This window comes from Chryseobacterium metallicongregator (assembly GCF_031324065.1).
Classification (GTDB): Bacteria; Bacteroidota; Bacteroidia; order Flavobacteriales; family Weeksellaceae; genus Chryseobacterium; species Chryseobacterium metallicongregator.
Genome location: NZ_JAVIXS010000009.1, coordinates 118,029 through 139,807 on the forward strand (window position 1 = coordinate 118,029; position 21,779 = coordinate 139,807).

Below are 21,779 nucleotides of genomic sequence, written 5' to 3' on the forward strand. Positions count from 1 at the left end.
TTTATAAAACTACGTGACCGAGTTTCATGAGTTTGTCGTGATTTAAAATCTTGATATTTCTTCCGTCTACTTCAATCAGACTATCCTGTTTGAATTCCGAGATCAGACGGATGGCACTTTCTGTAGCGGTACCGATAATATTAGCAATTTCTTCTCTCGTTAATGAGATCTTGATAAAGCCTTCAGGATCTACTCCCAGTTTCTGTTCCAGCAGCAAAAGAATTTCTGCCAGTCTTTCTCTTACCGTTTTCTGGGCAAGGAAAGTAATGGTGTTGGAAGATTCTCCTAATTCGTATGAGATTTTCTGAAGCATTACGAAAGACAGCTGCGGATCTACCTCCAAAAGATACATGAAAATATCTGCGGGTAAGAACACACATTCAATATCTGTCATTGCTTCTGCTTTGGCCTGGAAATTTTCCCCGCAAAGCAAAGAACGATAGCCGATGATATCTCCTTCTTTGATAAATCTTAAAATTTGATCTTTACCGAACGCTCCTGATTTTGAAAGTTTGGCAGCCCCTTTTTCCAGAACGAATACTCCTTTTGGAGTCTCACCATCCTCGAAAATGGTATCGTGTTTCTGAAAACTCAGTTTCTTTTTGCCATTAATATATTTTTCAAAATCTGCGCTAGAAAGTCTTTCTTTAAATGATTTATCATTAAAAACTCTGGCGAACCTCTCTTCAATTGCTATCTGTTGTTCCTGCGGCATTTTATATGATATTTATCACAAAAATAGAACTTTTTAACACGATAAACAAAAAAAATTGTTATAATTTTGTAGTTCAATATTTTATGGGGTGAGCGAGAACTGTTTTCATTGTGGTCAAGGGATAGAAAAAGAGAGAATTTTATTTGACGAAAAGACTTTCTGTTGTAATGGATGTAAGTCTGTTTACGAAATTCTAAATTTAAATCATTTAGGCAATTTCTATGAGCTTAATAAAGGAGCCGGAATTCGTCCTAATGATGAAAATTCTTCTCAATTTGATTACTTAGATACACCGGAAATCTTTGAGAAAGTTACTGATTTCTCGGAAGGAAGCACCAGTCTTGTTACTTTCAAAATCCCTGTCATTCACTGTTCTTCCTGTATCTGGCTATTGGAAAGCCTTCATACATTAAATAAACACATTAAATATTCGCAGGTTAACTTCACAAGAAAGACCTTACAGATCTCCTTCAACCATAACGATCTGAAATTAAGCGAACTCGCCAAATTCTTAACCAATCTAGGATATAAACCGGTCATCAGCCTCGAAACCGCTGATAAAAATGAAGATCACCTTGACAAATCTTTACTGGTGAAATTTGCCATCGCTGCATTTGCTTTTGGAAACGGAATGTTCCTTGCCTTTCCTGAATATATTGGAGGGGAAGATTATTGGATGGAACATTACAGAGGTTTATTCAGAACTCTGATTTTCCTTCTGGCAACACCCGTTGTATTTTATTCAGCTTCAGACTATTATAAATCTGCATGGTACGGTTTAAAAAATAAGATTGTCAATATTGATGTTCCGATTGTCTTAGGAATTTTTGTCCTATACGGAAGAAGCATCTACGAAGTGGTAACAGATTATGGCCCAGGATATTTCGACACTCTTTGTGGACTTTTATTCTTTATGCTTCTCGGAAAAATTTTCCAGAAAAGAACGTACAGCGCTCTATCCTATGACAGAGATTACAAATCCTTCTACCCGATTGCTGTAACCAAGGTAGATTTCGAAGGAAAACAGGATAACATTTTACTGTCTGAAATAAAAGTAGGGGATAGAATTCTGGTTAGAAACCAGGAAATCATTCCGGTAGATGCTATTCTGATCAACGGAGAAGGAAACATAGACAACAGTTTCATCACCGGAGAAAGTGAAAGCATCAGCAAACAGCCTGGTGATAAGATTTTTGCAGGAGGCAAGCAGATAGGATCGTCTCTGGAACTTGAAGTTATTAAAGATGTAGATCAAAGTTACCTTACGCAACTTTGGAATAAAGAAGCTTTCAAGAAACATGAGACCGGACTTGACACGTTAACAAACAATATCAGTAAATATTTCACATTCATCATTTTAGGCATTGCTCTTGTTGCCGGAACTTATTGGGCATTTATTGATCTTGAAAAAATGTTCCAGGTTATTTCAGCCATTCTGATCATTGCATGTCCTTGTGCACTTGCGTTATCCGCACCGTTCACTTTCGGTCATATTATGAGGATTTTAGGTCGAAATAAGTTCTATGTAAAAGATACTTTAACGATTGAAAAAATCGCTAAGCTGGATACGATTGTTTTTGATAAAACAGGAACCATTACCCACAGAAAAAAATCAAATATCAAATACGAAGGTTCTGAGATCAATGAATTTGACTCTCTGAATATTAAGACTTTATTAAAAAATTCCAACCACCCGCTTTCAAAATCATTGTACGAATTCATTGAAGTGAACGATGAGTATTTTCCTGTAGAGAAATTTGTTGAAATTTCAGGAAAAGGATATGAGGCCAGTGTAAGAGGAAATCTGTATAAAATTGGTTCCGCACGCTACAATAACCAGGAGCCTAAAAACCTTGAAACAGCAGTTCACATCAGCAAAAACGGAGAATACTTAGGAAAATTCATCTTTAAGAATGAATACCGTCCGAAGCTGAAAGAGCTTTTTACAAAACTTACCCACTACAAAATATTTATCCTGAGTGGAGACAATTCCTCAGAAGAAAATCAGCTTAAAGAGCTTATCCCTAATTACAAAGGAATGGCATTCAATCAAAGCCCGGAAGACAAGTTAAACTATATCAAATCCCTTCAGGATCAACATTTAAAAGTCGCAATGCTTGGAGACGGTCTTAATGATGCAGGTGCTTTAAAACAAAGCAATGTAGGAATTGCTATTGCTGACGATACTAATAGTTTTACCCCATCTTCTGATGTGATTATGAATGGAGATAAAGTAGTTACTCTGGACAATTACCTGAACGTTTGTAAGGGTTCTATTACCATTGTGAAAATGACATTTATAATCAGTTTTCTGTACAATATTGTTGGTTTAAGTTACGCTGTTACAGGGCATATGCATCCGCTCTTCGCTGCAATCATCATGCCAATCAGTTCGATTACGGTAGTTACCTTTACTACACTTTCAACCTGGATTTTAGGTCGTAAACATTTCAAAAAACAGGCGTAAAAGCCCTTATTTAGACTGATTTTAAATTAGCTGAAATCGGCATTTCGTGATGAATGTCATTATTTTTCACTAAATTTGAACCCCGAAAATAGGTTAATTTTGTTGTCCAATGGATATTCTATATTTAATGATCCTCTGCAGTGTTTCTTTAGCTGCGATTTTCTTGGTCGTATTTATAGTGTATGCCCGAAAAGGACAGTTTGAAGATGATGAATCTCCTGCTGTTAGAATTCTTTTCGATGACGAAAAAGTCAAAGAAAATGATGAAACTGGCGACAAAAATAAAGACGAGAAAGAAATAGGAGAAAATAATAAAAATTGAGAAAAATAGTGAATAGTTGATATGGAAACACAGAAGTTTAGTTATGACAATAGTATTGTCCGTGCGTTCCTTTATGCGACCTTAGTTTTCGGTCTCATTGGATTTACGTTCGGGCTTACGGCGGCATTAATGCTTTTCTACCCGGAATTACCTGAATTCTTTTTCGGGACGGATGACACAACCATTAAAAGTTTGGCATCTGGTAATATTGAAGGGTTAATAAACACTCATGGTGCATTTGGTTTTGGTAGAATCAGAATGTTGCACACCAATACCGTAATCTTTGCATTCGTTTGTAACATCGTTTACACGGGTATTTATTACTCATTACAGAGATTATTAAAAACAAGAATGTACAGTGACACATTGTCTTGGTTACATTTCTGGACTTGGCAGTTTATGATCGTTGCTACGTTCGTTACCTTCTTTATGGGGATCAATACCTCTAAGGAATATGCTGAACACGAGTGGCCGATCGACATATTGATCGCATTCTCATGGATCATTTTTGGTATCAATATGTTCCTGACTATTTCAAAGAGAAGAGTGAGACACCTTTATGTAGCAATTTGGTTCTACATTGGTACCTGGATTGCAGTAGCAATGCTTCACATCTTCAACAACCTTGAAGTACCTTTATCTTTCACAGGCTGGAAATCTTATTCAGCATACGCAGGGGTAAAAGATGCTATTGTACAGTGGTGGTATGGACACAATGCGGTTGCATTCGTATTGACAACTCCGGTTCTAGGTTTAATGTATTACTTCCTTCCGAAGGCTGCAGACAGACCGGTATTCTCTTATAAGCTGTCTATTATTCACTTCTGGTCATTAATTTTCGTATATATCTGGGCTGGTCCTCACCACCTTCAGTATACAGCTCTTCCAGCTTGGGCTCAGGCGGTAGGAACAGGGTTCTCTATCATGCTTATTGCACCATCTTGGGGAGGTATGTTAAATGGTCTTCTTACGCTGAGAGGAGCTTGGGATAAAGTAAGAGAAAATCCTATCCTTAAGTTCTTCGTAGTAGCTGTTACCTGTTATGGTATGGCAACATTTGAAGGACCGCTTTTAGCAACTAAAAACATCAACAAAATTGGTCACTTTACAGACTGGGTTATCGGTCACGTACACTTAGGAGCTCTTGGATGGAATGGTTTCATGGCATTCGGGGTTATCTATTATTTGGTACCAATCATGTGGAGAACAAAACTTTGGTCTGTAAAATTAGCTAACTGGCATTTCTGGTTAGGTACTTTAGGAATTATTTTCTATGCAGTTCCAATGTATATTTCAGGATTTACACAAGGATTAATGTGGAAGCAATTCAATCCGGATGGAACATTATTATGGAAAAACTGGTTGGATACGGTAACGGCAATTATTCCTTACTTCAAAATGAGATTCGTAGGAGGTTTATTCTATATCTCAGGATCTATCCTAATGATTGTAAACGTAATCGCTACAGTAAGAAAAGGATCATTCCAGAAAGAAGTTCCTGCTGAAGCTCCAGCGTTGGCAAACATCAGTAAAAACAGAAAAGAAGGAGAAGGTACTCACCTTTGGCTGGAAAGAACTCCGGTATTATTAGGTATTTTATCTTTCTTTACAATATCTATCGGTAGTTCAATTGAAATTATCCCTACACTATCTCTTAAGAAAAGTGTCCCTACAATTTCTGCAGTGAAGCCTTATTCACCACTAGAGCTTGAAGGTAGAGATATCTATATCCGTGAAGGATGTAACGCTTGTCACTCTCAGATGATCAGACCGTTCAGAGATGAGATTACAAGATTCAACGGTAAAAACGGACAGTACTCCAAAGCTGGAGAATTCGTATACGACAGACCATTCCTATGGGGTTCTAAGAGAACAGGACCGGATTTACATAGAGAAGGTGGTAAAAACCCAAGTTCTTGGCACTACAAACACATGTATAACCCAAGATCAACTTCTGCAGGTTCTATCATGCCTCGTTACCCTTGGTTAATTGCTACTGACTTAGACAGAACTAAGATGGTAGACAAGATGAAGCTGATGAAGAATGTATTCGATGTACCTTATACCAAGGCTGAAATCGATTCTGCAGACACATGGGCAAACAACCAATCGGCAAAAATTGTGAAAGATATCTTCTCTGAAGCAAATGACCTTAAGCAGGCTTATGCGAAGAGACCTCAGGGAGAATTAGAGAAAAAAGAAATTGTAGCTCTTATTTCTTATCTTCAGAGATTAGGAACTGATATCAAAACAACTGAAATCAAAACAGCAAGTAATAACTAAAAACATTAAAAGGTTCATACTATGATTCCTCAGAATTTTAAAGATATATTATCCAATACAGAAAATGCTGGTTTCTACCAGACGCTGGCTCTGATTTTCTTTATGCTGTTCTTCATCGCTTTGGTAATCTATGTTTTTAGCAGACCTAAAAAATATTACAAAGAAGAAGAAGAGGCTCCTCTTGGGGATGATGAAGATGACGATTTTAATTTAAAAAATTAAACTATTTTTTATGAAACAAAGAACACCTGTTGTTATAAACATCTTAATAATAATCGGACTTTTAATAGTTTTTTATTATTTATTTGTACAGAGCTACGCGTTCCTTTCTTCACCTTACTTCTGGGGAACTGTTGTGATCGCTGGGATCCTTGCTTACATTCATGGAGCAATCGGAGACCTTATCGAGAACAACAAATTCAAGAAATTATCTCCTGAAGAAAAGGCAGCTTATTTAGCTGAAAAGAAAGTTCCTTATTTCAAAAGATTGTACCAAAGTGCATTCAAAAAGCAATCAGCTTCTGAAGAAAAGGATATCCTTATCGACCACGGTTTCGACGGAATCATGGAGTTGGATAACCAATTACCGAAATGGTGGGTAGGTTTATTCTATTTTGGGACCGCTTTTTGTATTGTATATATTGCAGCATACTCTTTCACAGACTTCGCTCACCCGTTAAGCGAATATGAAAAAGAATATAAAGAACAGTTAGCAAGTATTGAAGAATACCAAAAAACTCAGCCTCCTGTAACGATTGAAACAGCTAAATATTCAGCTGATAACATTGCAGAAGGTAAAGAATTATTCAAAACAAACTGTGCATCTTGTCACAAAGAAGACGGTAGTGGAGGTATCGGACCAAACCTTACCGATAACTACTGGATCAACCAGCCTGAGAAAACGTTATTCAAAAACGTATTCCATATGGACTGGAATGGTTCTCCTACTAACCCTGCCATGAGAGCATTCGGTAAAAACGGAGAAGTTTCAGGTGCAGAGATTGAGAAGATTGCAGCGTATGTATATCACATCAACCAGGAACAACCACCAGTGACTCAGGCTCAGGGAGGAGCAGCTCCTCAAGGAACTGAAGCACATTGGGAAAAAGAATAATTTAAAAAATTAGAAAACATATGAAAAAACATAATTTGTTATTAGATTAAAATAGTAACGAATTATGTTTTTTCTTTTTTAAAACCTATTACATATGTCAGACATAGAAGAAATAGAAGTACGCGGCGGACAGGGACAGGTTCTGGACCCTGAGACTTACAGAGATTCTATAGGGACAATGGAGCAATCCGGAAAGAGAAGATGGGTATTTCCAAGAAAACCAAAAGGGAAATATACCAACTACAGAAACATTGTAAGTTACCTTTTATTAATTATTTACTTTGCATTACCATTCATCAAAATCAATGGCAACCCATTGTTGATGTTTAATGTAATAGACAGGGAGTTTTTCATCTTTGGACAGCCTTTCTATCCACAGGACTTCTTTATCCTTACCTTAGGTGCTATCGCCTCTTTAATCTTTATAATTGTTTTTACGATTGCATTCGGAAGAATTTTCTGCGGGTGGATTTGCCCTCAGACAATTTTTATGGAATCGATCTTCCGTAAAATAGAATACCTGATTGAAGGTGACCGAAACAAGCAAATGAAGCTGGACAGACAGGAGTGGAACAGTGAGAAGATCTGGAAGAGAAGTTTAAAATGGACTGTTTACATCATTATTTCATTAGTAATCACTCATTTCATGTTCATGTATATCGTAGGATATGAAGAAGTATTTAAAATTGTTGGCGAAGGACCATTTGCACATCCTACCAATTTTATTGTGATGATTCTCCTTACCGCTGCATTTTACTTTGTATTTGCATGGTTCAGAGAACAGGTTTGTACATTGGTTTGTCCGTATGGCAGACTTCAGGGAGTATTGATTGATAAAGATACGATTAACGTATTTTATGATTTCAAAAGAGGAGAAAACAGATCAAAATGGAGAAAAGGTGAAGACAGAAAAGCTGCTGGCAAGGGAGATTGTATCGACTGTCATCAATGTGTGGTAGTATGCCCAACAGGAATTGATATCAGAGACGGACAACAGCTTGAATGTATCAACTGTACCGCATGTATTGATGCCTGTGATGAAGTGATGGAAAAAGTAGGTCTTCCAAAAGGATTGATCCGCTATGCTTCTGAAAACGAAATTGAAAAAGAAACTCAATTCAAGTTTACAGGAAGAATGAAAGGTTTCTCAGTATTCCTGTTCCTTCTTGTAGGATTCCTGGGATATCTTCTTTACAGCCGTGGTGAAATGGAGGCTAAATTCATCAAACCGGCAGGTAGCACATTCTTTGTAAGAGACGGTAAAATTACCAATACTTATAACTATACCTTCCTTAATAAAACGAACGAGAAAAAAATCGTTACCATCAAAGTAATAGATCCGGCACATGGTGAAATTACTTACAGTGCATCAAGTAAAATTCAGGTAGACAGAGATAAAATTTCCAAAGGAACGATCAATATCAGCTTCCCGGAAAATGATATGAAACTCTCTAAACAGAATATTACCATTGGTGTTTACGATATGAAAGGTAAATTGGTAGACTCGTACCAGACCTATTTTGAAGGACCATTTAAACTGCAATTTTAATTAGAAAAAGATGAAGAACTTTAGTTGGGGACATGGTGTTGTAATTGCACTATTAGCATTCATAGTTTTTATATTATCCATGATGTTTCTTTTCCCGAACGGGCAGAAGAACTCTGAAATGGTAACCGATAATTATTACGAAGAAGAGTTGAAGTACCAGGATGTGATTGATGCTAAGAAAAAAGCAGATGATCTTCAGGAAAAACCTGTATACAGCCAGGATACTCAAGGAATAAAAATTACTTTTCCAAAAGAATATAATAACTCAAATACTACGGTAAAATTTGTTTTAAACAGAACCGACGACCAGAATTTAGACATTAAAAAATCTGTACAGCTTGATACCAGCCAATCTTTCACAATTCCTGCACAGGTATTGAAAGTGGGAAACTACACATTAAGATTAAGTTGGACAAAAGATAAAACAGACTACCGAATGGATTATGATGTGATATGGAAATAGGACTTATTGTATCGGCTATTGCTTTAGGCTTTGCTTCCGGTTTTCACTGTATCGGAATGTGCGGACCTATTGCTTTATCGATGGGATTAACCAAAAAACAGGCAGCCAATTTCTATCTTCAAAACCTTACTTATCAATTCGGAAGAATTTTCACCTACTCCTTATTGGGTGCACTTCTCGGAATTATCGGACAAGGATTTGAAATGGCCGGCTTTCAGAAATACCTCACTATTACAGCAGGAGTTCTTCTGATCATTATGGCTGTATTTTCATTTGGGGGAAAAGATTTTGCTTCAAAAATTCCTTTCTTATCCAAGTTTCTGTATAGCGTAAAAATGAATTTGGGAAAATTACTTCAGAAAGCAGATTACCGTTCAAGATTTACAACAGGTCTATTAAATGGCTTTCTACCGTGTGGAATGGTGTATATGGCACTTACCGCCAGCCTCGCAGGAGGAGGAATATGGCAGGGAGCTTTATATATGGCTTTATTTGGTCTTGGAACCCTTCCGTTCATGTTTGCCATAGTTCTGGCTGGAAATCTCATGAATCAGGCTTTCAGGGTAAAAGTTTTAAAAGCTGTTCCGGTAATCATGATTATTTTAGGAGGATTATTTATTCTGAGAGGTCTTGAGCTGGGAATACCGTATGTTTCTCCTAAGGCAGAAGCCATGACAATTATTAAAGATCCGAACGGAGCCGTTAACTGCCATTAATTTGTATTTAAATCTACCATGAAGAAAACCATCTTCTTATTTCTGATAAGTCTTTTTATACTGCAATCCTGCAGTATCACTTCTGAAATTGTCTATCATAAAGATGCTGCCTCCTCTTCTATCACAGATATCGATACAAGGGAGTTTATGACTGAGATGATGGCTATGACACCAGATTCCTTAAAGCAGAAAGAATTTGGAGAAATGGACAGACTTCCGACTACTTGGACAAGTATGTATGATCTTTCTAAAAAAGAAGGAAAATTAAAAACTGAAAATCCGGACTCCATCAGAATCATGAAAAAGGTTTTCATGAAATCCACAAAAGAAGACAACAAACTGGCAGGATTTTCTTTTAAAATGGAACATTTTACTCCAGAAGATTATTTGGTTTTGAAAAGTTTTACAAAGACTGAAAAAATCCCTTTAGATCAAAATATATACAATAGCTGGGATGGAAAAACTCTCACTATTGATACAGAAAATTTTAATCTAAAAAGTATTGAAGAGGCTGTCAAAACCAAAAGTTCAAAGGAAGAAGCTGAGAAAGTAGCCGGTATGATGATAATGTTTTTTAAAAAGATCGGTACAACCTTAAAATTTGAAAATAAAATAAAATCCATCTCAGGTAAACATGATTGGGTAAAACAGATTGACGACCATTCTATAAGAATAGATTATGATCTGAAAGCCATTTATGACCAGGATACAAAACTCAAAAACGCAGATAAAAAGATTATCATCGTTACGGAATAAAAGTAAAACCCACCGATATTCGGTGGGTTTTTATTATGGACTAAATTAACTTAATTTAGTTAATCATATCAAATCTTGCATATTCTGCAACCTTCTTAGGAAGCTTAATTCCTTCTGCTGTCTGATTGTTCTCCAGCAAAGCAGCCATAATTCTTGGTAATGCCATTGCTGATCCGTTTAAGGTGTGAACCAACTGAGATTTACCATCTCCTTTGTAACGGCATTTCAATCTGTTAGCCTGGAAGGTTTCAAAGTTAGACACAGAACTTACTTCTAACCACATTTCCTGAGCAGCACTCCATACCTCGAAATCATATGTCATTGCGGATGCAAAACCTGTATCACCTCCACAAAGTCTTAATACTCTGAACGGAAGTTCAAGATCGGTAAGGATTTCTTTGATGTGCTCTACCATTTCTTCCAAAACAGCATAAGAATTTTCAGGTTTTTCAATTCTTACGATTTCTACTTTTTCAAACTGATGAAGACGGTTCAATCCTCTTACATGAGCTCCGTAGCTTCCTGCTTCTCTTCTGTAACACTGAGAGAATGCTGTATTTTTGATTGGAAGATCTTTTTCCTCAAGCAATACATCACGGTAAAGGTTCGTTACAGGAACTTCTGCAGTAGGAATAAGATATAATCTATCTTCGTTGATATAATACATCTGTCCTTCTTTATCTGGCAGCTGCCCGGTACCAAAACCTGAAGCTTCATTCACAACGTGAGGAGGATTCACTTCTGTATATCCTTTTTCTACGTTTTTATCTAAGAAATACTGAACCAAAGCTCTCTGCAATCTTGCTCCTTTTCCTAAATAAACCGGGAAACCTGCTCCGGCAATTTTTACCCCTAATTCAAAATCAATCAGGTTGTATTTTTTTGCCAGTTCCCAGTGAGGAATAGCCCCTTCACCAAGACCTTCTACCGGATGAGACTGGAAAATGATTTCGTTATCATCCGCAGAAGCACCACTCTTTACCAATTCATTTGGAATGTTGGGAAGCTGATACAGAATATTCAGTAAGTCATTTTCTTTAACTTCTAGCTGGGATTTCAATTCTGAGCTCGACTCTTTGTATTGTGCTGTTTTAGATTTTGCTGATTCCGCTTCTTCTTTTTTCCCTTCTTTCATCAAAAGTCCGATTTCTTTCGAAATTTTGTTGATTTCGGAAAGTTGGGAATCTAGTTCAAACTGGATTCTTTTTCTTTCTTCGTCGGCAGCGATAGCCTCGTCTACCAACTCAAGATTTTTGAATTGTCTTTTCTTAAGACCTTCTAAAACGCGTTCTTTATTGTCGCGCAAAAAATTGACTTGTAACATTTTATTTAGATGTTAAATATTAGATGTTTAGCTCATAATAAGCTAACAATTGTACAAATTTAAAAATTATTTTGTGATCGTAACGGTATTTATTGAAGTAGGTGCATCAGCATCTTTTGAAAATACTTCATTTCCGTCATACAATACCTTTGAAACCTGAAATGCAGTAGGTGTATTACGATATTGAACTTCTAATGTCCCGGTAACATTATCATTAACATTGGTACTTTTTGTAAAGGTAATCAACATTTTGGAATGGTAAGAAGTTCCTGTACCTGGTTGATCCGGGCTGATAGAATCCAGTCTTCTTCTTTTTGCTCCTGCAAGATATTCCATATAGTATAATGACTCGGGTGATGTTTTTAACGAAATACTTACCGGGGCAATATCTTTCGTTCCAAAAATATCATTTACGGAATATCCCGTATAAGATCCTGTAAGTTTACTGTTCAGTAAATCCTGACCAGCACTGTTTTTCATATAGATATTAAGCACCTGATCTATTCTCTGCAAAGAATCATCATCATTTTTACAACTGATGAGTGCAAAAACCGCTACAAAAATGCCCCAAAAATATTTCATCATAAATACAAAGGTAAAATATTAATCTTTAGACTGCTTCTTTATTTTTCAAAATATTTCTGATACCACAGCTCAAAGGTAACCAGCTGCCATATTTTCACCCAATCATACTCATAATCCTGATGATTCCACCACTCATCAATCACTGCAGTATTGAAGAAATTTCTCTTTTTCAAACGTTCAAGATTTTCAGTAATAAAGTCTCTTACTCTTTGTTCATTTTTAATGAAATAATTAACCGGAAATGAAAATCCTTTCTTGGGCATATTCAAAACTTCCTGAGGAAGATATTTTTCAGCTGTTTTACGTAATAAGGGTTTATTCTGAACTCCATTAAATCTAATATTCTGCGGAAGTGCTGAAACATAATCTATCAGGCTGTTACTCAGATAAGGATAACGAAATTCCACGCTATACTTCATCGCACTCAGATCATCCCGGAAAACGTGATGGGAAGAGAGGGAATATTTAATATCATATTCAAAATACCCACTATAATTTTTTTCTTCTGAAAGATGATAATTTGAAAGGTCAGAATTAATTTTACTATAAATAACTGGGTTTATAAGACTTTTAACTTCCAACGGTCTCATACTGATCTGGCTTTGTCTGAAAAAATCAAACATATGATCCTGGGAAAAGTAGTTTTTAACTCGCTGTGAAAATTTATCCTTTGTAAAAATAAGAGGATTTACAAAATTGAAATTCCTCATCAGAAGCCATTTATTCAGCTTCAGCGTATGGGAATAGCCGGCAAAAAGTTCGTCAGCTCCATTTCCGCTTACTACAACTTTAAAGTTTTTATCATGGGCGTATTTTGCTGCATTGATTAAGACTTCAAAGCTGCTGTAAGGTTCTTCAAAATGCTGGATATTTTCTGTAAGATGTTCCAGTGCTTCTTCATCACTCACCTCTTTTATCTCATGCAAAACATCAAAATGCCTGGCGGCTATAGAGGCATTTGTAACTTCTTCTTCCGAAAACGGATAAGAGATTGTGTATGTATTAACACCAGCATTAAAAGATTTTGATTTCGAAGCAATTAACGTTGAATCTATTCCTCCACTCATCATAATAGCAACAGGAACATCGGCAAATAATTGCTCTGAAATACTTTGAGAAAGAAGTTCATCTATTTTTTTTACCGCTTCTTCTTCGGAAATATTTTTTCCAGACGGAGAAGGCAGCTTCCAGAATTTTTTTTTGGTGATTTTCTGATCTTTTAAATCAATAGTCATAAAAGAAGCAGGTTCTAGGGAAAAAATATGCTGAAAACAGGTTTGCGGTGCCAATGTTGTCTGAAAAAGAAAATTAGTATAGACTCCATTCCAGTTGATTTCTGGTTTTACCAATTCATTTTTCAGTAATGCTTTTATTTCTGAAGCCCAAACCAACCCTTCTTCATTTTGATGATAAAAAAGAGGCTTCATTCCTACTCTGTCTCTTGCCAGTATAAGCTTTTGGGAGATAAGATCCACGATACAAATCGCAAACATCCCATCCAGCTTTGCAAAGGTTGCATTTCCCCATTGCTGATACGCCTTGAGAATAACTTCTGTATCCGAGGTACTGTGGAAAGAGTACCCTAAAGATTCAAGTTCTTTCCTTAATTTTTTAAAATTATAAATCTCTCCATTAAACGTGATAATGATCTGCTCATCTTCTGAAAGCATTGGCTGGTGTCCTTTTTCAGACAAATCAATAATAGATAATCTACGGAAACCCAAAGCAATATCTGAATTCCTATCCTGTAAAACCGGAAAATCTTCTTTAATTTTTTGTGTGGAATCATTCCCTGAAAAAGAAATTCCCTCGCCGGCATTGTATAGCCAGAATCCTTCGTCATCCGGACCGCGATGTCTGATCGCCTGATTCATTTCCAGAATATTTGTAGAGGAAATACTTTCATGGAATGAATAATAACCGCTGATTCCGCACATAGTAAAGAATTAATAGATTTGTAAAAATAGGAAAATGACTTTGTTTTCTGTATGTGTCCGAAACAATTATTTCTTTAAAAATTTTTGCCTAAAAACCTGTATTTCTTCTTTTGTAACCATATAATCTTTCAAAATAAATGGAGTAGAAGCATAAAATTTTCTGAACAACAGGAAAGCTGAAACAAAATAGGATGATGTAGTGGCAATACAGGCTCCTAAAATTCCCCATCTTGGTATGGCAATAAAAGAAAGTATAACAGTAACCACCAGTCCTACAATAGATTTTATATTGAGAATTTTCAGCTCTCTCATTCCTGAAAAGTAATGCCCCACCATATCACTTACGGCTATGGCAAAAATTCCCGGTGATAAAAGGAGCATGATTTCTTTGGTGTCTCCGAACTCTTTTCCAAAGATCATCTCATAAACCTGAGCGGGTATAATAATGATTCCCAACACAAAACCTATCATCAGAAAAAAAGTCAACTTTAAAGATTCTTTAGTTTTTCCTATGGATTCTTCCCTACTTTTACTGTTAACCACATCTGAATATAAAATAACAGCAATACTGCGGGTAATAGTCCATATAGCTTCCGAGAAAGTAACCCCGATAGAGAATATTCCTACACTGGCAATGCCTTCAAAATATTCTAAGAAATAAAACGAAAGCCTGTAATTCAAAAACTGAACAAAAGCGCTTAGCTGAGTTTTCCAGCCATATTCAAACATATTTCTGCCCACCTCCTTACAAAATGATATTTCGGAAATATTGCATTTTTTGATAATCTGAAAAAAGCTGGTAAGGAAAAGAAGTGCCAGACATCCAATCTGGGCAAGAAAATACACTGAAACATCTTTCTTTCCGAACAGATACACCAATATTCCTATAAAGATAATATGAACCAACTGCTGTAAAACAGTGTAAACATTAAACTTCTTAATATTCTGTGTTCCAATAAACAAGCTGATATTGGTAGATAAAAGAGAAGAAAAAACAGATATTCCGATCAGATACAACAGATATTCGCTCTGAATAGAAGCTATACTGAATAAAAAGGGGATTAAAAGCCCTGTCAGGAGAGACCACAGATAGGCATATAACAAAACCTTTTCTATTTTAAATCTCGAGGCGAAATAAGAAGCACTGCTTCCGGAAAAGATACTACTGAAAAAACTTACTGCTGCTGCATTAGCCACCACAATGGAAATAGTTCCCTTACCCTCACTTCCCCACATATTCGTAGAATAGATCACCAGTCCGAAACTCAGGATCAGAATAAGAAAACGGGAGACAAATGTTTTAATGATAGTAAGCTGCATGGTGATTATTTATCAATAGATCTTTTCACAAAATCAACGAAGGAATCTTTTATGAGTCCCCAATTATATTTTTCTTTAAATTCTTTTCGTGCATTGAGAGCATACAAATGGTACACCTCCGGATTCCTGATATAACTGATAATAATATCCGATATTGCTTCAGCATTATGAGGCTCTACCAGACTTCCAAATGAAAGTTTCTTCATATGCTTCCGGATGCCCTTCAGATTTGAATAAATCACAGGTTTTCCTGCTCCCATAAAGTAAAACAGTTTTATCGGCAGAGAATGGTTGTTTTCAAAGTTAATTTCCCTGAGATCAAAACATAGATCCGCATCAGCAAATGCTTCTGTAAATGTTTCAAAACTCGTTGGTTTTCTGATCTCAATATCTTCAAAAGAATAGGTCTTCAATAATGATGAAAAGTAGAGCTCATCGCTTTCCTGTACCGTTGAACCAATAATCAGAATCCTGATATGGAGTGCAGGCATTTTCTGACGAAGCCTATCTATTGCCTTGAAGAAATTTTCAATTCCCTTATCTTTAGAAATCTGACCTGTGTAACAGAGTGTAATAGCTTTCGGATCAAGCTGTTTTATACTTTCTTTGATGTAAAGAGAATCCGGATAATAAGGAACAATGATCTGTTTTTTAAATCCAAAAAAATAAGATAAAGGAAACTTTTTAGTGGTCTCACCAAAAATGAAATGGGTACTTAAAAATCCAGCATACAGCTGAATAAGAGAAAACTTTATGGCCTGAAAAATGGTAGCCGGAAACCTGTACTTTTGAAGCATTGACATGGAAGGATACCATTCTGTAACGTCATAGATACAACTTATCTTATGCTCTTTTACAAATTTCTTTACGGCTACAACAGCCAATGGTTCAGAGCAAATGATACATTCGGGGTGAAAAGCATTACAAACTTTTCTGAGAGTTTCCATTTTCGTTTCTATGCTTTCTTCAAGAACGGCAAAAGATTCTATTTCAATCCCATCAATATAACCTTTATACTCTGCATATAAACTGCATATTTTCACTTCATACCCATTATCTCTAAGAGCTTTAGCCTGATGATAAAAAATGCGGTCATCATTATAGCTGTGGGAAGTCGTTAAAAAAAGTACTTTAGGCATTAGTCACTGCTCGAATCTATACAAATATACATTAAAACAAAAAAGTGGAAATATATTTTCCACTTTATGATTATTCTTTTGTATCAGCTTAACAGCAATTATTTTATAGAAACCGCCCAACTTTTCTCCAAAGGAAGAAGGAAGTGGCTTAAAAAGTCAAGATAAGTATTTTTAGAGAAGTCAAAAACCTGGATATCTTCTGCAAACTCTCCATTTCTCAACTTCGTTTTAAAATCAATTAATTTTAAAGTTTTTACTTCCCCGTTCTCAACAAAGCTTGCTTTCATTCTATCAAAAAGACCTAATTGATATTCTTCATCAATTTCTCTCATCACCTTTCCTAAAGCATCAATGCTGCATCCTGAAGCCATTTCTTTTTCTTCGTCTACACACACTATGATAAACTGATTCTTTTCAATTTTAAATGAAGAAGAAAGAGGTTTTCCATGAGCAGCCCATGTTGCAAGGAAATCAAATAGTTTCTCGGTAATGGCTTTTGCTTCTTTTGTTTCGAAAGGTCTTGAAGCCGGATATATAATGACTCTGTAGTCGTTGGTTTCTACAATATTAGATTCTTCGATTTTCATAATGTAAATATTTATTTTTCAAGGATTTATCAAGTAAAATAAATTCTGATCACTGACCAGAACATTAATTTAACAATGATTGAATATCCTTATCATCTTAAATACAAAATTACGCAATTTTCTCGAGTTTAAGATCATTGTATTTTTTGCTCAGTACATAGAGCATAATAATGAAAAGCGGAAAAATGAAGGGAAAGAAAAACCTTAATGCAGCCGACTGCGGAAAGAAGAAGAATTTGATATAAAGATTCACCACGAAAAGAACGGAAATCATTCTTACCCATACATCTTTGGAACGCCAGAAAATTACTCCAATCATAATAGCTACCGATAAAGTTACCTTTTTGAAATAAATAATCTTGATGTAAATGATACTCAGATAGTCCATTAAACTAACGTCTATCGGATGTGTGGAAATAATAGGTCTTCTATCAATAAAAGTGTCATAAAAGAGATCTTTCCATCCCGGATAATGATAAAACTTAATGATGGCCAGATACATAACCAGAAGAACTGTTCCCTGTACAATAAAAGAAACATCAATTTTCTTTTCCTGAAAATAATGGAAAAAGAAAACAGCAACAATATAAGTCAGGGTGAATGTAATATAATCCGGCCGTATAAAGGTAATTCCAAACAGAAGTACAAACATGGCCCATTTGTTCCATTTTTTAATTAAGCCAATCATAAAAATCAGCATAAACTGAAAGATAAACATATCCGGCGTAGAGACCCTTGACATGTAAGTCATTGGCGGTAAAAGCATTGCTGCAATGGTTAATACGATAGCAAGCCAGTATTTTTTCGGGAACAGGAGTTTTAGAATATAAAATAATAATATTCCTGAAAAAAAGTAAGAAATAAGACTTGTAAACAGTACAGCCATTGGCGATGACAGTCCAAGCTTATAAAAGAGAGTAATCACAAGAATATACCCTACTTTGATCTGAAAATAGGGTAATTGTTCTGTAAAAGATTGTGTATTTTTTACGAAATACTGCCTTGGAATATCCCACTGCTTTATTCCTATAATGTCTGTATAATGTTCTGCAGGAGCTTCTTTTTTTATTTCCTCATACGTAAGGATTCGAACTTTATCCGGAGAATCCGGAAATTCCGAAGTATACATACATCCCAGATACCCCGGCATGTCCCAATCATATACTCTGTTTTGATAATTCCAGAATGTAAGAAGAGCAAGTATCGAAATGATAAACAAAAAGGAGAGTCTCCATTTCAGCTTCATAAACCTGTATAAGATGTCAATTATAAGTCTTCTGCTTCAGCAAGAAGTTCAACGATATCTTTTACGGCAACTTCTGTATTTTTATTAAAGTGTTTTACCCCATCCGTCATCATGGTATTACAGAAAGGGCATCCTGTAGCAATTACCTTAGGTTCAAAGGATAAAGCTTCTTCAGTTCTTTCAATATTGATGTCTTTCTTTCCTTTTTCAGGTTCTTTAAACATCTGTGCACCACCTGCACCACAGCAAAGACCATTGGTTTTGCAACGTTTCATTTCTACAAGTTCAGCATCCAGCTTCTCAAGAAGCATTCTTGGCGCTTCATATTCGTCATTGGCACGTCCCAGATAACATGGATCATGAAAAGTAATTTTTTTCCCTCTGAATGCACCTCCTTCGATCTTCAGTCTTCCTTCTTCCATTAAGGTTTTAAGGAACTGTGTATGGTGTACTACATCAAAGTGCCCGCCAAGGCTTGGATATTCATTTTTAAGCGTATTAAAACAGTGTGGACAAGCCGTTACGATTTTCTTTACTTCGTAAGCATTCAATACTTCAATATTGGTAAGAGCCATCATCTGGAATACAAATTCGTTTCCTGCTCTTTTCGCAGGATCTCCTGTACAGCTTTCTTCCTGTCCCAGAACTGCAAATTCTACCCCTATTTTATTTAATATCTTGCAAAATGCTTTTGTAATTTTTTTAGCACGGTCATCAAAACTTCCCGCACATCCAACCCAGAATAAAACTTCCGGAGCTTTTCCTTCGGCAGCATACTCTGCCATTGTTTTTATAGTGAAATCCATTTCTTTTTCAATTTGAAAATGTGAGAATTTGGAAATTTGAAAGTGATGTAGGCTGTAATCAATTTCAAATTTTCAAATTGATTAATTATCTAGTTTTCCGATGCCCAGTTCAGACGGTCAGCCTGATTATACTGCCAAGGGGCTGCATTGTTTTCCACATTCGTCATCATCAGGTTCAGTTCCTGTGGAGCAGCAGACTGTTCCATCACCAGGAATCTTCTCATTTCAAAGATAATGGAAAGCGGGTCAAGCAATACCGGACATGCGTCTGTACATGCATTACATGTGGTACAAGCCCAAAGTTCTTCTTTCGTGATATAATCATTCAACAGTTTTTTACCGTCATCAACGAATTTTCCGTTTTGATCAATATTTCTTCCTACTTCTTCCAATCGGTCTCTGGTTTTCATCAGAATCAATCTCGGAGAAAGTTTTTTACCTGTAATATTAGCCGGACAAACAGAAGTACAACGCCCGCATTCTGTACATGAATAAGCATTCAGCAATTGTACCTGATTCAGATCGAAGATATCTTCAGCACCGAATTTAGAAGGGACATCAGCTTCTGCACCTTCAGCCGGAGCAGCATATGGATCTGCATTAGGATCCATCATTAATTTGATCTCCTTTGTTACAGACTCAAGGTTATTGAACTTTCCTTTTTTATCAAGATTTGCATACCATGTACTTGGAAATGCAAGGATAATATGTAAATGTTTTGAGTAATAAAGATAGTTCATGAAGAAAAGAATACCTACAAAGTGGAACCACCACGCAGCTTTCTCTGTGAACATCAAAAATCCGCTATCAAAGCTGAAGATTTCTAAGAACGGAACAAATGTCATCTCACTGATGGGGAAGCTTCCATGCTCTGGTAAAACTCCTCTTGACTGTAAAACAAAATCTGAAGCATTCATCATAAAGAAAGCCATCATTAAGGCAAACTCAATAATCAAAATCCAGTTGGCATCATTTTTTGGCCAACCGAAAAGTTCTTTCATCGTCAATCTCTTCACTCCGTAAAAATTTCTACGAATAAAGAAAATGACAACCCCAACCACTACAAGAAGTGCTAAAACTTCTAATGTTGCTGTGAAGAAATTATAAAATGTATGCCCAAAAATGCTTGATAAAAAACGGTGTGTACCAAATATTCCATCAACAACAATTTCTATTAATTCAATATTAATAATCACGAAACCTACATATACAAAAAGGTGTAAAACTCCTGCAACAGGACGTGCTGTCATTTTACTCTGTCCCATGGCCACACGAGCCAACGTTTCCCAGCGTTCTCCTTTTCTGTCGTTTCTATTGATTTCGTGACCTAACCTGATATTTCTATAGATCTTCTGGAGGCTTTTGGCAAACAGCCCAAATCCCGCCACTAATAAAATCAGGAAAATAATGTTATCGATGTACTGCATAAGGCGTATTAGTCTTTGTTATTTTTACCGAAAACCGAGAAGTTAATATATCTCTTCGGATTCGCTTTCATATCTTCAATCAATGAATTCAAATTGGAAGATGCTGAATTCAGGTTGTTGTAAAGCTGTTCATCCTTCATCAGTTTACCTAAACTTCCTTCTCCTTTATCTATACCACCGATCACCTGATTTAATTTTCCTACTGTAGCATCCAAATTGGCAATCGTAGCATTCAATTGTTTAGTATCAATACTCTGGGCCAGATTTCCATATTTATCCAGGGTAACTTTTCCACTCTGCATCGTAAGACTTGCATCGTCCAGCACCTTTTGCAACTTTGGATCATTATGTCCTACCAGTGTATTTACACTTCCTGCTGTAGTCTGTAATGCTCCCACTGTTTTATTAAGGTTAGCTAGTAAAGCTTTTATTTCGGCTCTGTTCTGAGCATCAAAAACCTGATTTGCATTGGTCATTAGAGAGTCTACTCTATGTAAAACCACCTGTAGCTGATCTTTTACCGGACCAACCTGAGAAGAAAGGCTTCCCAACGTTCCCAGTTTGAAAGCTCCTTTTAAGGTATCTCCGTCTTTTGCAGTCGGTCCTCCATACATAAGGTTTACTCTCATTTCTTTACCAGACATTAATCCTGGTTCAAAAATCTCCAATGTTGAATTTTTTGAAAATTCGAATTTGTTGTCGACTGTAATTTTTACGACAAAATTTATTTTTCCATCTTTTGAGGTGATAGGAATAATCTTGTCTACCTGTCCTACCTTCAAACCATTAATAGAAACCGCTGAAGATTGCGCCAGGCCTTCTACATTGTCATATTTCGCGTAAAATATATTGTCGGTAGTAAAAAGGCTTTTCCCTTTCATAAACTGAAACAACACCACAAAGCCTACGATAGCTAGAAGTGCAATCACACCAGCTTTTAATTCTTTACTGAACTTCACTTGCTAATTTTTTTCTAATAAGCAAATATAATACATTTTAAATAAATCTTTTCCTTTATTGTTC

Annotated in this window: 20 protein-coding genes; 9 read left to right on the top strand and 11 right to left on the bottom strand. The window is 36.1% G+C overall.

Annotated elements, in window-relative coordinates; all coding sequences use genetic code 11:
* Position 1 precedes the first annotated feature (1 nt).
* Entirely contained in the window at positions 2-715 is a 714-nt protein-coding gene (locus REB14_RS12890; RefSeq protein WP_034692595.1) for a Crp/Fnr family transcriptional regulator, read from the bottom strand.
* Positions 716-803: 88 nt separating this feature from the next.
* Here REB14_RS12890 and REB14_RS12895 point away from each other — a divergent pair, with 88 nt between their 5' ends.
* From REB14_RS12895 to REB14_RS12935, 9 genes are all read left to right on the top strand, one after another.
* Positions 804-3,182, top strand: a complete 2,379-nt coding sequence (locus REB14_RS12895; protein ID WP_309522375.1) for a heavy metal translocating P-type ATPase — start codon at positions 804-806, stop codon at positions 3,180-3,182.
* A 109-nt stretch (positions 3,183-3,291) separates the two neighbouring features.
* A complete protein-coding gene (ccoS, locus tag REB14_RS12900) occupies positions 3,292-3,504 on the top strand; it encodes a cbb3-type cytochrome oxidase assembly protein CcoS (RefSeq protein WP_034692599.1) in 213 nt (70 codons plus the stop codon).
* A 21-nt stretch (positions 3,505-3,525) separates the two neighbouring features.
* A complete protein-coding gene (gene ccoN, locus REB14_RS12905; RefSeq protein ID WP_034692602.1) occupies positions 3,526-5,787 on the top strand; it encodes a cytochrome-c oxidase, cbb3-type subunit I in 2,262 nt (753 codons plus the stop codon).
* 21 nt (positions 5,788-5,808) lie between these two features.
* On the top strand, positions 5,809-6,009 hold the full coding sequence (locus REB14_RS12910; protein WP_002983870.1) for a cbb3-type cytochrome oxidase subunit 3: 201 nt from the start codon (positions 5,809-5,811) through the stop codon (positions 6,007-6,009).
* 10 nt (positions 6,010-6,019) lie between these two features.
* Complete coding sequence (locus tag REB14_RS12915; RefSeq protein WP_079243485.1) at positions 6,020-6,901, top strand: cbb3-type cytochrome c oxidase N-terminal domain-containing protein; 882 nt, start codon at positions 6,020-6,022, stop codon at positions 6,899-6,901.
* 94 nt (positions 6,902-6,995) lie between these two features.
* Positions 6,996-8,450, top strand: coding sequence for a cytochrome c oxidase accessory protein CcoG (ccoG, locus tag REB14_RS12920; RefSeq protein WP_079243486.1), 1,455 nt, complete (start codon positions 6,996-6,998; stop codon positions 8,448-8,450).
* Between the two features lie 10 nt (positions 8,451-8,460).
* Positions 8,461-8,913 (top strand): FixH family protein, encoded by a 453-nt coding sequence (locus REB14_RS12925; protein WP_079243487.1) that lies wholly within the window; start codon positions 8,461-8,463, stop codon positions 8,911-8,913.
* A complete protein-coding gene (locus REB14_RS12930) occupies positions 8,904-9,629 on the top strand; it encodes a sulfite exporter TauE/SafE family protein (protein WP_034692613.1) in 726 nt (241 codons plus the stop codon). The genes REB14_RS12925 and REB14_RS12930 overlap by 10 nt, the downstream gene beginning before the upstream one ends.
* An 18-nt stretch (positions 9,630-9,647) precedes the next feature.
* The gene (locus REB14_RS12935; RefSeq protein WP_079243488.1) at positions 9,648-10,385 is read left to right on the top strand and encodes a hypothetical protein; all 738 of its coding nucleotides are present in this window, start codon (positions 9,648-9,650) and stop codon (positions 10,383-10,385) included.
* Between the two features lie 55 nt (positions 10,386-10,440).
* On the opposite strand, the gene serS is transcribed toward REB14_RS12935, so the two are convergent.
* The 10 genes from serS to REB14_RS12985 all read right to left on the bottom strand — a co-directional run bounded on the left by serS (position 10,441) and on the right by REB14_RS12985 (position 21,715).
* On the bottom strand, positions 10,441-11,709 hold the full coding sequence (gene serS / locus REB14_RS12940) for a serine--tRNA ligase (RefSeq protein WP_079243489.1): 1,269 nt from the start codon (positions 11,707-11,709) through the stop codon (positions 10,441-10,443).
* Positions 11,710-11,775: 66 nt separating this feature from the next.
* Complete coding sequence (locus tag REB14_RS12945; protein WP_309522376.1) at positions 11,776-12,294, bottom strand: hypothetical protein; 519 nt, start codon at positions 12,292-12,294, stop codon at positions 11,776-11,778.
* A 38-nt stretch (positions 12,295-12,332) separates the two neighbouring features.
* Positions 12,333-14,231 carry an asparagine synthase (glutamine-hydrolyzing) gene (gene asnB / locus REB14_RS12950; RefSeq protein WP_309522377.1) on the bottom strand — a complete coding sequence of 633 codons (1,899 nt, stop codon included), beginning with the start codon at positions 14,229-14,231 and terminating at the stop codon, positions 12,333-12,335.
* Positions 14,232-14,297: 66 nt separating this feature from the next.
* Positions 14,298-15,551: an MATE family efflux transporter gene (locus REB14_RS12955; protein WP_309522378.1), complete on the bottom strand. Its 1,254-nt coding sequence runs from the start codon at positions 15,549-15,551 to the stop codon at positions 14,298-14,300.
* Positions 15,552-15,556: 5 nt separating this feature from the next.
* Positions 15,557-16,690, bottom strand: coding sequence for a glycosyltransferase (locus tag REB14_RS12960; RefSeq protein WP_309522379.1), 1,134 nt, complete (start codon positions 16,688-16,690; stop codon positions 15,557-15,559).
* A gap of 98 nt (positions 16,691-16,788) precedes the next feature.
* The gene (locus REB14_RS12965) at positions 16,789-17,277 is read right to left on the bottom strand and encodes a hypothetical protein (protein ID WP_309522380.1); all 489 of its coding nucleotides are present in this window, start codon (positions 17,275-17,277) and stop codon (positions 16,789-16,791) included.
* A gap of 109 nt (positions 17,278-17,386) precedes the next feature.
* Positions 17,387-18,523, bottom strand: coding sequence for a hypothetical protein (locus REB14_RS12970; RefSeq protein ID WP_309522381.1), 1,137 nt, complete (start codon positions 18,521-18,523; stop codon positions 17,387-17,389).
* A gap of 20 nt (positions 18,524-18,543) precedes the next feature.
* Positions 18,544-19,329, bottom strand: coding sequence for a (Fe-S)-binding protein (locus REB14_RS12975; protein ID WP_034692631.1), 786 nt, complete (start codon positions 19,327-19,329; stop codon positions 18,544-18,546).
* 89 nt (positions 19,330-19,418) lie between these two features.
* Positions 19,419-20,756, bottom strand: coding sequence for a (Fe-S)-binding protein (locus REB14_RS12980; protein WP_309522382.1), 1,338 nt, complete (start codon positions 20,754-20,756; stop codon positions 19,419-19,421).
* A gap of 8 nt (positions 20,757-20,764) precedes the next feature.
* Entirely contained in the window at positions 20,765-21,715 is a 951-nt protein-coding gene (locus REB14_RS12985; protein ID WP_079243497.1) for an MlaD family protein, read from the bottom strand.
* Positions 21,716-21,779 lie beyond the last annotated feature (64 nt).